The following is a 13,976-nucleotide window of genomic DNA, read 5'->3' as shown; positions in this document are numbered from 1 at the left end:
AAAAACTTGGCTTGAAATTAAACGAATTGTTTTAGTAAATTATAAATTGGCGTTGCCAAGCCAATTTTTGCATTCTCAGTTTTTAAATTATACCAATAACCATTGCTCTCATCTAAACACTTTTTATGATTAGTGATAATACATTTCATCGGTATAATATCTAAGTGAAAATGGCTAAAAGTATGTCGAAACGAAACTAATTGCTCTAGCGGCGTGGTTTCAATTCCCCTTTGGATTAACCAATCTTGTAATGCTTGTTGATTTGCAAATTCGGGTAAGCAATATAAGCCTCCCCAAATTCCTGATGGCGGTCTTTTTTCTAACCATATTGCGTGTTGATATTCTAGTATCAAAAAATAAGCGGTTTTTTCAGGAAGCGTTGATTTTGGTTTTTTAGTTGGAAAATGTTGCCAACTTTCGGTTTTGTAAGCTATACACCCATCATTGAGTGGACATAAGCTACACTTTGGTTTAGAACGCGTACAAACTGTCGCGCCTATATCCATCATAGCTTGATTAAATTTTGCCACATCGTGTTTTGGCGTAACTTGTTCACTCAACTGCCATAGCCTATTTTCGATAGTTTTGTTGCCAGGCCAGCCATCTACAGCAAAATAACGAGTCAGTACTCGTTTAACATTACCATCTAAGATAGCAAAACGTTGATTTTGTGATAATGACAAAATAGCACCGGCAGTAGAGCGCCCGACTCCTGGTAATGCTACAACATCATCAAAACGAGTTGGAAATATACCTTTAAATTTGTCATTTACAATTTGTGCGGCTTTATGCAAATTACGCGCACGAGCATAATAACCAAGTCCAGTCCAAAGATGTAGAACATCGTCAATAGGTGCATGAGCAAGATCAGAAATCTTAGGAAAATGCGCAATGAATCGTTTAAAGTAGGGAATAACTGTGGCAACTTGGGTTTGTTGCAACATAACTTCCGACAACCAGACATGATAGGGGCTTTTTTCTATTTGCCATGGCAGCGTCTTTCTACCAAATTGCTCATACCAGCGAATGACCGCTTGAGAAAAATGTTGCATCATTTTCACTAGTTAGACTATAGCCGCAACCGAGTCACTTGGGTAGCAACCTAATACTTTAGTATAGAGTGTTATGGATGCTAACTCTTTTAGTGCTGTTTGCATTTCATCTGAATGGATGTTGCCTTGTAAATCGATGTAAAACATCTCTTCCCATGGGGTACCATGAATAGGTCGTGACTCAAGTTTAGTCATCACAATATTATGATTACGTAGTACTAATAGTGCATCAACTAACGCCCCTGCTTGTTGACCAGTCTTCATTAAAATTGTCGTTTTAGCCGGAATTTGATCGGATACGTCAATCGGTTCTCGTGCAAGTACAATAAAGCGAGTGATATTTTGCTTTTGGTTGGCAAAATTATGTTCAAGCATTTTAAGTCCATATAACTCTCCACCATCTTTATTGCCTATCGCTGCAACATTAGGCTTATTTAATTTAGCAACGGTTTCCATTGCTGATGACGTACTATCACAGTAAACGATTTTCCAATGCGGATAATTTTCTAGAAAATTACTGCATTGTTGAAAAGGTTGTGGATGGCTGTATATGGTATCAATTTTATCAAGCTCAGTATTTGGTATAGCAAGGATGCAGTGATCTATAGGTAATGACAATTCTGCAATAATATGTAAATGTGTTTTTTGCAGTAGATCATAAACTTCATTTATTGATCCTGAACTCGAGTTTTCAATCGGAAGTATGCCATAATCTACCAAATTATGTTCAATTTTTTCAAAGACATCTTTAAACGTTGAGCAACTTGATTCAACCATCTGCTCTAAATTAGCGCTAGCATAACGACGAGCAGCGGAATGCGAATAGGAACCTTTAGGTCCTAAAAAAGCCACTTTTGCACTAGTAACACAATTTTGGTTTAGATTCTCTTGTAAGATTTTTTGTTGCAGTAAAACTGAATCTTCAATAATGATTTGGTATAAACGCCTGATCAGTAAATCATCAAGGTTATGGTTTTTTCCTTGATTTATCAACGCTTTTACTAGCGAACGTTCACGTTCTAAATCACGTACTGGAATATTCGCTGCAATTTTAGTTTGAATAACGTTGGTTGAAAGTTCGCGTCGTTTAGCAATGAGTTCAAGAAGGTTTCGATCAATTTCGTTAATTTGGTCACGTAAAGGCAACAAAGGATTTACAGTCATATTTATTCATTATATAAAAAAAGTTAGTTATATTATAACAAGCAAAAAAATAAAGGCACTATCAAAGTGCCTTTTTCTTATATTTCAATAAATAATTAATTACAACTCTTCTTCAATAACAGCGCCTTTTATACTATCACAAGCACGTCTAGATTCACTTTTATGTTGAATTTTATTAAGTTGTTTTTCAAGTTTTTCAATAAGGGCATTAATTGCTGCATACATATCGCTATGTTTTGCCGAAGCAACTAAAGGGGAACCTTTAGTTGCAATAGTTGCATCAATTATAAATCCATCGGGTTCTTTCGATAAAATAAAATGAGGGTTGATTAACAGTGCTCTCCATTTATCTAATTTCGAAAACTTATCTTCAAGATAGCTACGAATTGCTGGAGTAATGTCCATTTGCTTACTGGTAATACTTAAAGTCATGATTGACCTCCACTTTGATTACTTACAAATTGAGCAAACACTACTATGTGTTTATTTATCTACATTGGCAAATTATTTTTATTTCGTCAATAGGTTATTTGTACTCAAAACAAATTTTTGTGATTATTGTCCAGAAAAATCTTATATTTGTATAAAATCAAACAATAGTCAAACTGCAATTTGTAACATTTTTACTATATACTAATTGTTAATATGATCTAACAATAGTTTTATTTTTTACGAGGATGATGTGAACATTTTAGATAAAGTAAAAATTGTGCTAGTCGAAACTTCTCATACCGGTAATATGGGATCTGCGGCTAGAGCAATGAAAACCATGGGACTATCGAATCTTTGTTTAGTCAATCCAGTGATAAAACCCGATTCGCAATCAATTTCGTTAGCGGCTGGTGCTAGCGATATTATTAAAAATGCGCAAATTTTTACATCACTTGAGCAAGCGATAGCCGATTGTCGTTTAGTTATTGGTACGAGTGCCCGTCCACGTAGCTTACAGTGGCCCAATTTAACGCCTAAAGAGTGTGGCGATAAAATAATTCAAGAAGCAACCGAGAATGCAGATGTCGCATTAGTTTTTGGACGTGAGCGTGTTGGATTGACCAATGATGAACTGCAAAAATGTCATTATCATGTTGGTATTCCTGCCAATCCCGATTACAGTTCATTAAACTTAGCAATGTCAGTGCAAGTGTTATGTTATGAGATTCGCATGTCGCTGTTAAATAGCCAAACGGATTTAACTAACCAAAGTGATGATTCAATTATACAATTCCCAAAGGATGAAGATATTGAACGGTTTTATCAGCACTTAGAACAAACTTTATTACAAACAGGTTTTATTAATGCAAATCATCCTGGGCAAATTATGGGGCGTTTGCGTCGATTATTTACTCGTGCGCGAATTGAGCAATCAGAGTTGAATATTTTGAGGGGAATTTTAACTTCCATTGATAAAAAGTTATAAAGCCTAAAGATACCTCATACAAGGATATGGGGTATCTTTAGATGAACTACATTATTTAACTCTTTTTACGCCAAGTGGTTCCTGTGGCGCCATCTTCGAGCACAATATTCATGGCATTTAGCTTATCTCGGGCTTCGTCGGCTAGAGCCCAATTTTTAGTGGCACGGGCTTCATTACGTTGTTTAATTAACGATTCAATTAATTCAACATCTACTGCGTCTTGATTATCGCCTTGTAAAAATTTTATTGGATCTTGTTCTAACAAACCAAGTACTTTGGCTAAATAACGCAATTGAGCTGCTAATTGATTAGCCAATGTCGTATCATTTTCAGCCTTAGCTTTATTAATTTCGCGAGCTAAATCAAATAAAGTTGAATAAGCTTCTGGCGTATTAAAATCATCATTCATGGCATCGCAAAATTGACCATAATATTGGCTATCTGTTGATAATGTATAAGGATAATTGATATCAGTATCGCGTAAAGCTGTATATAATCGCTCTAAAGCCATTCTTGCTTGTTTTAAATTTTCTTCGCTATAGTTTAGCTGGCTACGATAGTGACCTGAAAGTAGAAAATAACGTACAGTTTCCGGATCATAATGCTTTAAAACATCACGAATGGTAAAAAAGTTATTAAGTGATTTTGACATTTTTTCTTGGTCGATCATCACCATACCGGAATGCATCCAGTAATTAACATATTCACCATTGTGTGCACAAGTTGATTGAGCAATCTCATTTTCATGGTGTGGGAACATTAAATCAGAACCGCCACCATGGATATCAAAATGATGACCTAATTGATAACTATTCATTGCTGAACATTCAATGTGCCAACCTGGGCGGCCTTTACCCCAAGGGGAATCCCAACTAGGTTCGTTAGGTTTGGACATTTTCCAAAGTACAAAATCCATTGGATTTCGTTTGACATCAACAACATCTACTCGAGCACCAGCTTGTAATTGTTCAAGATTTTGACGTGATAAAATACCATAATTAGCATCACTTTCGACCGAGAACATAACATCACCATTATCAGCAATATAAGCATGATCTTTTTTAATTAGCTCTTGCACTAAATCGATAATTTGTGGCATATGATGAGTAGCGCGAGGTTCAACATCAGGACGTTTAATATTAAGTGCATCAAAATCGGCGTACATTTCTTTCAACATTCGTTCAGTTAGCTGATCACAGGTTTCGCCATTTTCGAGTGCTCGTTTTATAATTTTATCATCAACGTCGGTAATATTACGAACATAAGTTAAATCATAACCTAAAAAACGTAAATAACGGGTGACCACATCAAACGCGACAAAAGTACGACCATGACCAATATGGCATAGATCATAGATAGTAACACCACAAACATATAGCCCAACTTTATTTGGTGTAATTGGTTTAAATATTTCTTTCTCACGAGATAATGTATTAAATATTTTGAGCATTTGATCCTGCAGAATAAATTTGATAAATTTTAGTGTTTAATATAACAAAAAACTAGAAGTGGCGAAATTATTTCTTATTATCTCATTAAATAAATTAAATGGAATTAATTGATGATATCACAAATTTGGGGAATAACTTTTTTGTATAGTTTTATTGTAATATTAATGGCTATTGAAGTTATTAGTTTTGTAATGGAAATTGAATTTAATAATCGCTTTAAAAAATTACTATTTTGGCTTGCGTGGATTTTTTTAGCAATATTATTATTTGTGGAGGCTGTTAACAGGAGGTTAGGTGGCTTTGGCGATATAGGATTTTATAAGTTTATTGCACTTTTTGTTATTTTTTTAGTATGCCTTTTAGGGGCTTTGGGTGCTTTACTAAGCATTATCTTATGTGTATATATATTAATTTGGGTACTTAAAAAGCTACTAAAATTAATAGGTTTTAAACATTAATATAAATGAAAGAACTTTAGTTGGATAGATAAGTGAAAATTGGCGAGTTAACTCGCCAATTTAGATTTAAGTAAGAATATTATTTCAGTAAACGATAAATATAAATAAGCAATATTGCCCCTAATACTGAAATTAACAGACTATAGAAGTTAAAACCATTGACGCTTCCTAGACCGAAGAAAGTACTGATGTAGCCGCCAACTAGCGCGCCTGCAATACCCAGAATAATCGTTTTAATGACACCCACTTTACCTAGTGGCATAAAAAATTTGGCGATCCAACCAGCAAGTAATCCTAAAATAATCCAACTTAATAGACCCATAATGAATTTCCTTTGTTTGATTAAGTTTAAATGTATGATGACTATCAGTGTATAAAAAAATTAATAAATAACGTTTGTAATTTAATAAATTAATTTAATTGATTGAACTTAACATCTTATTAATAGTAAGAATATGTAGATAAAAGAAATAGCAAGTAGATACATTAGTAACAAATGATTAAATAAGTTGTTATATTGAAGAGGGTTATTCATCTAATCATTTGTAATATAGTTTACAATTATTTTTAGTTAGATACTAGGTTTTTATACCGTTTGTTTTATGAGCTAATTTATCGATGTGATAGGTTTGAAGCAGGTTAATAGAAACAAGGAAGGCTATGAACCTTCCCTTGCTAGCGGTATCTATTCAAAAATTGTTTTATGTAAAATTTTTATGATGGATTCAGCATCGTGACTTCTGGCTAAGAGACATAAGTTATGTGTACTTGCACCATAACAACACAGTCGAATAATATAGTCATCTAAAGCACCAAAGACTTCTTTAGCTATCCCTTTGGTTGAGGTTAATTGATTACCAATAATTGCAATAAGCGCTAAATCTTCTTCAACATCTACATGACATAAACCAGAAAGCTCATCAAACAACTCTTTAGTTAATAAACTGCCACCGTTGGTGTTGGTGCCGGTAGTATCAATCGTTAAGGCAATACTTACTTCAGATGTTGTGACTAAATCAACCGAAATATTGTGTTTAGCCAAAATAGTAAAGACATTAGCCAAAAAACCTTGAGCATGTAACATATTTAAACTTGTTAATGTTACAAGGGTTTGTTTTCGACGAAGTGCTAATGCTCTAAAGGAAGGTAGATTTGATTCGATGCTATGGGTATTGTAAACAATAGTTCCCCCTTCTTGTGGCGCTTTACTCGAACCAACAAATACCGGAATATTACTTCGAACAGCTGGTACCAACGTTGCTGGGTGCAAAACTTTGGCACCAAAGGTTGCCATTTCAGCGGCTTCGGCAAACGATATTTCATCAATACGTTTGGCTGTTGGTGTAATTCGTGGATCTGTTGTATAAATACCGGCAACATCCGTCCAAATATCAATTTGACTCGCATTTAATGCTTCACCAAGTAACGCTGCTGTATAATCACTTCCTCCTCGTCCTAATGTCGTTGTTTTACCGCTAGCTTCACTACCAATAAAACCTTGTGTGACAATCAATGCATTACCATTTAAGGATTTAAGATGAGCGCAACAAAGTTGCTTAATTTCGTCAATTTTAGGTTGAGCTTTACCAAAATTATCATCAGTGCGCATAACTTTGCGAACATCAAACCACATGGCATTTTTTTGTTTTTCTCGTAATATTTCGACAAATAATTTTGACGACATAATTTCGCCATGACTGACTAGTTCGTCGGTTAAAGCCGCTGAGGTTGCAAGGCTAGCTGCTTCTGATAAAGAGGCAATATTTGCGATGATTTGATCTATTTCAGCTCTTAAGGTTTGGTTTTCGGGTAGATTTTCTAAAATGTTATATTGAATAGATTGGATCTTTGCAATGTGCTGTGCTCTAACTTCTGCATCACGACCTTCGGCTAAAGCGACCAGTAAGTTTGTAATTCCAGCCGATGCTGATAACACAACAACTTTTACATTAGGGTTAGCAATAACAATGTTAGCGCTATTTACCATTGCTGAATAATCAGCAACACTAGTACCACCAAATTTGGCAATGACAAATGATGTTTCCATGAATTCCTCATATTAAAAATTTAATTTTTAACAGAGATAGAGCGAGGGTATGTGCTATTTACATTCTCGTTAAAAAAGTACAGACCGGGAAGCGCTCCACCTGCTTAGGTGACAACCCAAGGGATTCAGCCCTTGTAGTCGATCTGGTTAATTTCTGGAAGCTTAACCAAACCTCGGCATTACATCCCCTCAATTATTTATAACAGGTTCCAGAACCTAAAATAATTTACCTGAGTAATGCGCCTCTTCTTTATATGTAACTCGAGTTACAATAGTGTCGCTATATAGAATTAACGATTCTGTCATATCTGTCAATAGGTTAAGTGCGAAATATTAATATAGTAATGTTTAATCATTGATTATAATTCTTGTTCAAATAGTTGAATAATAGTTTGATATAAATGTTTAACAGAACAAGATTTAGTTGGTGTACTAAAGATAGTATCATCACCAGCTATTGAACCTAAAATGCCTTCTGACTTGCCAATGGAATCAAGTAATCTGGCAATAAGTTGAGCGGCTCCAGGGCTGGTACGAATCACCACCATCGAACTATTATAATCAATATCAACGACTAAATTTTTTAAAGGACTGCTGGTTGTTGGAACGCTCATTTCAGCAGGTAGACAATAAACCATTTCGGATTTGGCATTACGAGTTCTAACTGCGCCAAATTTGGTTAACATTCTGGAAACTTTGGATTGGTTAATATTATCAAATCCTTGTTCTTGTAACGCTTGCACAATACTAATTTGAGAACTAAATTTTTCTTGCAGCAGCATTTCTTTAAAAGTTTTAGTCAGATCGTCTTGTTTCATAATTCTCCTTAGGAATTCATTTATGACGGTTGTTTTATTGAAAATAACGGTAATGTTTTTGTGCTGCTTTTATTTTAACATTATTCACATAAACTTATTGGTAAATATGTTGAAAACCGTTATATCAAAGGTTGTTTCAGCACCTCATATTCAATGAGTGTAAAGCATATTGTTCATAATTATGCATAATCTTTGCATAAAATCAATTATCTGATTTTATGCTGCTTTTGGGTCTAAACGATTTGACGATGTGTTCATGCGTTTCAATATAAGGCCCTTCAAGAAGATCTATACAGTAAGGAACACTGGCAAAAATTCCATCAACTAGGCTATTGCCATCACTATCTTTAACGCCTTGTAGTGTTTCTTGGATGGATTTTGGTCTACCGGGCAGATTTAATATTAAGCATTTTTTACGAATAACGCCGACTTGTCTTGATAAAATCGCTGTTGGCACAAAATGCAAACTAATTTGACGCATTTGTTCACCAAAGCCCGGCATGATGCGATCGGCAATGGCTAATGTTGCATCCGGCGTGACATCCCTTAAAGCCGGACCAGTACCGCCAGTGGTTAAAATTAAGTGACAACGAAAATTATCAACTAAGTCACATAATGTGTTTTCAATCAAAGGTTGTTCATCAGGAATAACGCGTGTTTCGGTTTCAAACGGGGTTATCAGTGCGGTTTTGAGCCATGATAACAAAGCCGGTATCCCTTCATCTGCATAAATACCTTGCGATGCCCGATCTGATACTGAAACCAGTCCAATTTTAATCATATTCTTTATTCCTTCAAATTTAAAACTCACCTATCAAATCTTAGTATTTAAGCAATTTGCGTTAGATCTGGTGTCATTTGTTCTTTGTTATATCCTAAATAATACTAAAAAGACCTTTACAACTAAAGATTAAATTGTCAATATTTCCCCCTCTAATAAATGCAATAGCATAATGTAAATAATAATCTATTTATTTAGGATATTTTCATGTCATCAATACCTGCACTAGAGTTAATTGAACTTAAAAAGATTTATAAAAATGGTGTGCAAGCGTTAAAAGGCATTAATTTGACAGTACAAGCCGGTGATTTTTATGCATTACTCGGTCCTAATGGTGCGGGTAAGTCAACTACTATAGGCATCATTAGCTCACTGGTCACTAAGACATCGGGCCAAGTTAAAATATTTGGTTATGACTTAGATAATGATATCGTTAATGCAAAAAGACAATTGGGGCTAGTACCCCAAGAGTTTAATTTTAATCAATTTGAAGAAGTACTACAAATAATAACTAACCAAGGTGGTTATTATGGATTGCCGCGTAAATTGGCATTAGAACGTGCTGAAAAATATTTACGGATTTTAGATTTGTGGGATAAACGCCATAGCCGCGCTTGCATGTTATCAGGCGGGATGAAAAGGCGATTGATGATAGCTAGAGCATTAGTGCACGAACCTAAACTTTTAATTTTAGATGAACCCACCGCCGGCGTTGATATTGAATTAAGACGTTCAATGTGGGATTTTTTACGCGAGATTAATCGCCAAGGCATTACAATTATTTTGACCACTCACTACCTAGAAGAAGCGGAAATGCTATGTCGGCATATCGGTATTATTCAACATGGTCAATTGATTGCCAACTCTTCTATGCGGGATTTGCTCGCTAATAGTCAATCTGAAACAATTATTATTGATTATATTCCAACCAAAGAACCAATTACCTTAGAGGGTTATCAATTTTCAAATATTGAATCAGGCATGTTAGAAGTAAAAGTTAATAAACAGCTTGGTTTAAATCAATTATTTGAACAGCTTAATCAACAACACATCAAGGTGATAAGTGTGCGAAATAAAGCAAATCGATTAGAAGAGTTATTTGTCGATCTTTTGCATCATAGTGAGCAGGGATAGGGGAAAGCTAAATGAATCATTTATATTGGATTGCATTAAAAAGTATTTGGCGTAAAGAAGTCACTCGGTTTTTAAGAATATGGGTTCAAACTTTAATTCCGCCGGTTATTACAATGTCGCTTTATTTTATTATTTTTGGTAACTTAATTGGTTCGCGTGTTGGTGATATGGGCGGATTTAATTATATGGCATTTATTGTGCCGGGACTTATTATGATGTCTGTCATTACTAATTCATATACTAATGTCTGCTCGTCATTTTTCAGTGCCAAATTTCAACGAAATATCGAAGAGTTATTAGTTGCCCCTGTGCCCACCCATATTTTAATTTGGGGATACGTTGGTGGGGGCGTTATGCGTGGGATTTTAACTGGCATATTAGTGACAATCGTATCGTTATTTTTTGTTCGCTATCAAGTTCATTCTTGGCTTTTTGTTGTATGTACGTTGCTGTTAACGTCAATTTTATTTTCACTTGCAGGACTATTAAATGCCGTGTATGCAAAAACCTTCGATGATATTAGTATTATTCCTACTTTTGTGTTAACACCATTAACTTATCTTGGCGGCGTATTTTACTCAATCAGCATGCTACCTATTTTTTGGCAATGGGTATCAAAACTAAATCCTATTGTTTATATGATTAATGGTTTTCGCTACGGCTTTTTAGGGGTGACAGATGTATCATTATGGATCACCTTTTCAATGCTAATCTTATTTGTAACAGTACTTTATATCATGGTATGGAATTTGATTGAAAAAGGAAAAGGATTACGGAGTTAGTTTGATTGTCTTTATTAATTAACCGCCGACAATTTGTCGGCGGATTAGTATCTTATTGTGCACCAGCAACTGCTTGTTGTGCCATTTCAGTAATTTTAGCAAATTCACCTTTTGCTATTGCATCAGTTGGAATAAACCATGTTCCACCAACACACAGTACATTATCAAGGGCTAAATAATCACGATAATTTTTCGGATTAACGCCACCGGTTGGACAAAACTTCATATATCCACAAGGTCCAGCAAAAGCTTTTAATGCCGCTACGCCGCCATTGATTTCAGCTGGGAAAAACTTCAATGCAGTTAATCCATACTCTTGAGCAGTCAGTAGTTCAGAAATGGTTGCAATACCTGGAATAACTGGAATTGGTCCTTCGACTGCGGCTTTTAAAATAGCGTCGGTAATACCGGGTGTAATGACAAACTCAACACCTGCATCGGTAACTTGTTTGAGTTGTTCAACTGTTGTAACCGTACCTGCACCAACGACCGCTTCGGGTACTTCTTTGATTATTTTCTTAATGGCATCAAGAGCACAAGCCGTTCTTAATGTTACCTCAAGCACTTTTACCCCACCAGCAATTAATGCTTTGGCTAGTGGTACCGCATCTTCTAAGCGCTCGATAACAATAACAGGTACAACCGGACCGAGTGTTAAAATATCTTCGGCGCTTTTTTTCCAGTTTTTCATTTACTTCACCAATTCTTTATCAATATAAAATATGACACTAATCGCTAAGAAGTTAGCGATTAGTGTTTACTACTCATAAATACCTAATTTTTTTTCTAAATAATGAATATTAGTGCCACCTTTCAAGAAGCCTTTATCATTCATAATTTCGATATGCAAATCAATATTGGTTTTTATGCCATCAATAACTAATTCAGCTAAGGCGTTTTTCATACGTGCAATTGCAACTTCACGCGTTTCACCATAAGCGATTAATTTACCGATCATTGAGTCATAATAAGGTGGGACAGTGTAGCCAGCGTAAATATGAGATTCCCAACGAATACCAAAACCACCTGGTGCATGAAAACGCGTAATTTTACCTGGTGAAGGCATAAAGGTTTTTGGATCTTCAGCATTGATACGGCATTCAATGGCATGACCAGTAATATGAATATCACTCTGTTTTAATGATAGTGGCTGACCTGCTGCAATTGAAATTTGCTCTTTAATCAAATCTATACCCGTAACCATTTCGGTAACAGGATGTTCAACTTGAATACGAGTGTTCATTTCAATGAAATAGAATTCACCATTTTCAAATAAAAACTCAAATGTACCCGCACCACGATAGCCAATTTCAATACAGGCATTAACGCAACGTTCACCAATGAATTTGCGCATTTTAGGCGTAATACCTACAGCTGGCGCTTCTTCAACAACTTTTTGATGGCGTCTTTGCATTGAACAATCTCGTTCACCCAAGTAAACAGCGTTACCTTGACCATCAGATAGCACTTGTATTTCAATATGGCGTGGATTTTCTAGGAATTTTTCCATATAAACCATATCGTTATTAAAAGCTGTTTTTGCTTCTAATTTGGTCATTTTAATTGATTGTTCAAGATCTTTCTCTTCTCTAACAATGCGCATACCACGACCACCGCCGCCACCTGATGCTTTAATAATGACAGGATAACCAATTTTTTTAGCAATTTGTTTATTGGTATTCATATCATTACCTAGTGGTCCATCAGAACCTGGCACACAAGGTACACCTGCTTTTTTCATAGCATGAATTGCCGACACTTTATCACCCATTAAACGAATGGTATCAGCTTTAGGTCCTATAAAAATAAAGCCTGAACGCTCAACTTGTTCAGCAAAGTCGGCATTTTCTGATAAAAAACCATATCCAGGATGGATAGCTGCCGCACCCGTTACTTCAGCGGCAGAAATCAATGCTGGAATGTTAAGATAGCTTTTAGCAGAAGCTGCAGGACCAATGCAAACGGTTTCGTCTGCAAGCAAAACATGTTTTAAATCTTTATCTGCTGACGAGTGAACTGCAACAGTTTTAATGCCCAGCTCTTTACAGGCTCTTAAGATACGTAGAGCGATTTCGCCACGATTAGCTATAAGAATTTTATCAAGCATATTCAATCTCTTAATTTTTTTAATGAATATTATTCAATGATGAATAGTGGCTGATCAAATTCAACTGGTTGACCGTTTTCAACTAAAATAGCTTTAATTGTGCCTGCTTTTTCTGATTCAATTTGGTTCATCATTTTCATCGCTTCAACAATACAAAGTACATCACCAACATTTACAGTTTGACCCACTTCAACAAACGCTTTCGATTCTGGGCTTGGTGTGCGATAAAAAGTGCCTACCATTGGCGATTTTATAGTCGTGCCAGTAGGAGTAATAGGATCAGCTTCAGTAACAACATCCGCTGCTGCACTAGGAGCAACAACAACTGGAGCTGCTTGAGGAATTTGAATATTTTGTATTGGCGCAGAATAGTTTGTAGCGGGAACAGAACGACTAATTCGTACTGACTCTTCACCTTCAGAAATTTCAAGCTCTGAAATACCTGATTCTTCAACTAATTCAATTAATTTTTTAATTTTGCGTATATCCATGAATTACACCGTGTTTATTTGATATAAGTAACAATTATTTTAATGCATCCTTAATATCTTAAAAGAGATCTTTTAAGTCGATAATAAGGCAGTAACTCAACATTAACGCGGAAGCATACACTGTAAAACCGATTTTGTCATTATATATCTCCTTTACGATCTGTTGTTATACTATTTTCTAGGTATTATTTTATAATTGCGATACAATAGTAACACTTAATTATTATTGAAGCTGGTGGTGTTTTAAAAGCATCAAATAGTATATTATTTAGCC

15 protein-coding genes and 1 riboswitch are annotated in these 13,976 nt (G+C 35.3%); of the genes, 4 read left to right on the top strand and 11 right to left on the bottom strand.

Annotation, left to right across the window (positions count from 1 at the left end):
* Positions 1-17: 17 nt before the first annotated feature.
* From mutY to raiA, 3 genes are all read right to left on the bottom strand, one after another.
* Positions 18-1,055 carry an A/G-specific adenine glycosylase gene (gene mutY / locus A9G03_RS07335; RefSeq protein WP_065634329.1) on the bottom strand — a complete coding sequence of 346 codons (1,038 nt, stop codon included), beginning with the start codon at positions 1,053-1,055 and terminating at the stop codon, positions 18-20.
* Positions 1,056-1,064: 9 nt separating this feature from the next.
* The gene (gene pheA, locus A9G03_RS07330) at positions 1,065-2,216 is read right to left on the bottom strand and encodes a bifunctional chorismate mutase/prephenate dehydratase (RefSeq protein ID WP_065634330.1); all 1,152 of its coding nucleotides are present in this window, start codon (positions 2,214-2,216) and stop codon (positions 1,065-1,067) included.
* A gap of 99 nt (positions 2,217-2,315) precedes the next feature.
* Positions 2,316-2,648 (bottom strand): ribosome-associated translation inhibitor RaiA, encoded by a 333-nt coding sequence (gene raiA, locus A9G03_RS07325; RefSeq protein ID WP_065634331.1) that lies wholly within the window; start codon positions 2,646-2,648, stop codon positions 2,316-2,318.
* Between the two features lie 307 nt (positions 2,649-2,955).
* On the opposite strand from raiA, the gene trmJ reads away from it, so the two are divergent.
* Complete coding sequence (gene trmJ, locus A9G03_RS07320; RefSeq protein WP_442903110.1) at positions 2,956-3,633, top strand: tRNA (cytosine(32)/uridine(32)-2'-O)-methyltransferase TrmJ; 678 nt, start codon at positions 2,956-2,958, stop codon at positions 3,631-3,633.
* A gap of 55 nt (positions 3,634-3,688) precedes the next feature.
* On the opposite strand, the gene cysS is transcribed toward trmJ, so the two are convergent.
* Positions 3,689-5,083: a cysteine--tRNA ligase gene (cysS, locus tag A9G03_RS07315; RefSeq protein WP_065634332.1), complete on the bottom strand. Its 1,395-nt coding sequence runs from the start codon at positions 5,081-5,083 to the stop codon at positions 3,689-3,691.
* A 111-nt stretch (positions 5,084-5,194) separates the two neighbouring features.
* Here cysS and A9G03_RS07310 point away from each other — a divergent pair, with 111 nt between their 5' ends.
* Positions 5,195-5,542: a hypothetical protein gene (locus tag A9G03_RS07310; protein WP_065634333.1), complete on the top strand. Its 348-nt coding sequence runs from the start codon at positions 5,195-5,197 to the stop codon at positions 5,540-5,542.
* A 79-nt stretch (positions 5,543-5,621) separates the two neighbouring features.
* Here A9G03_RS07310 and A9G03_RS07305 read toward each other — a convergent pair whose 3' ends face one another.
* The 4 genes from A9G03_RS07305 to mog form a co-directional block, all read right to left on the bottom strand.
* A complete protein-coding gene (locus A9G03_RS07305) occupies positions 5,622-5,864 on the bottom strand; it encodes a GlsB/YeaQ/YmgE family stress response membrane protein (protein ID WP_065634334.1) in 243 nt (80 codons plus the stop codon).
* A 363-nt stretch (positions 5,865-6,227) separates the two neighbouring features.
* Positions 6,228-7,589: a lysine-sensitive aspartokinase 3 gene (lysC, locus tag A9G03_RS07300; protein WP_065798824.1), complete on the bottom strand. Its 1,362-nt coding sequence runs from the start codon at positions 7,587-7,589 to the stop codon at positions 6,228-6,230.
* A gap of 81 nt (positions 7,590-7,670) precedes the next feature.
* A riboswitch (Lysine riboswitch) is annotated at positions 7,671-7,845 on the bottom strand.
* A gap of 103 nt (positions 7,846-7,948) precedes the next feature.
* Entirely contained in the window at positions 7,949-8,407 is a 459-nt protein-coding gene (gene argR / locus A9G03_RS07295; RefSeq protein ID WP_065634336.1) for a transcriptional regulator ArgR, read from the bottom strand.
* 202 nt (positions 8,408-8,609) lie between these two features.
* Positions 8,610-9,188, bottom strand: coding sequence for a molybdopterin adenylyltransferase (mog, locus tag A9G03_RS07290; RefSeq protein ID WP_065798823.1), 579 nt, complete (start codon positions 9,186-9,188; stop codon positions 8,610-8,612).
* A 207-nt stretch (positions 9,189-9,395) separates the two neighbouring features.
* Between mog and A9G03_RS07285 the strand changes: the two genes are divergently transcribed.
* Together A9G03_RS07285 and A9G03_RS07280 are read left to right on the top strand one after the other, a co-directional pair.
* Positions 9,396-10,322, top strand: a complete 927-nt coding sequence (locus A9G03_RS07285; RefSeq protein ID WP_065634338.1) for an ABC transporter ATP-binding protein — start codon at positions 9,396-9,398, stop codon at positions 10,320-10,322.
* A gap of 11 nt (positions 10,323-10,333) precedes the next feature.
* The gene (locus tag A9G03_RS07280; RefSeq protein ID WP_065634339.1) at positions 10,334-11,104 is read left to right on the top strand and encodes an ABC transporter permease; all 771 of its coding nucleotides are present in this window, start codon (positions 10,334-10,336) and stop codon (positions 11,102-11,104) included.
* A 52-nt stretch (positions 11,105-11,156) separates the two neighbouring features.
* On the opposite strand, the gene A9G03_RS07275 is transcribed toward A9G03_RS07280, so the two are convergent.
* The 3 genes from A9G03_RS07275 to accB form a co-directional block, all read right to left on the bottom strand.
* On the bottom strand, positions 11,157-11,795 hold the full coding sequence (locus A9G03_RS07275) for a bifunctional 4-hydroxy-2-oxoglutarate aldolase/2-dehydro-3-deoxy-phosphogluconate aldolase (protein WP_065798822.1): 639 nt from the start codon (positions 11,793-11,795) through the stop codon (positions 11,157-11,159).
* 69 nt (positions 11,796-11,864) lie between these two features.
* Positions 11,865-13,211, bottom strand: coding sequence for an acetyl-CoA carboxylase biotin carboxylase subunit (accC, locus tag A9G03_RS07270; RefSeq protein WP_065634341.1), 1,347 nt, complete (start codon positions 13,209-13,211; stop codon positions 11,865-11,867).
* Positions 13,212-13,240: 29 nt separating this feature from the next.
* The gene (gene accB / locus A9G03_RS07265) at positions 13,241-13,702 is read right to left on the bottom strand and encodes an acetyl-CoA carboxylase biotin carboxyl carrier protein (RefSeq protein WP_065634342.1); all 462 of its coding nucleotides are present in this window, start codon (positions 13,700-13,702) and stop codon (positions 13,241-13,243) included.
* Positions 13,703-13,976 lie beyond the last annotated feature (274 nt).

It is taken from the genome of Gilliamella sp. wkB171 (assembly GCF_001693755.1).
Lineage (GTDB): Bacteria > Pseudomonadota > Gammaproteobacteria > Enterobacterales > Orbaceae > Gilliamella > Gilliamella apicola_F.
The sequence above is the reverse complement of the archived record's forward strand: the minus strand, read 5'-3'. Positions and strand labels throughout refer to the sequence as shown.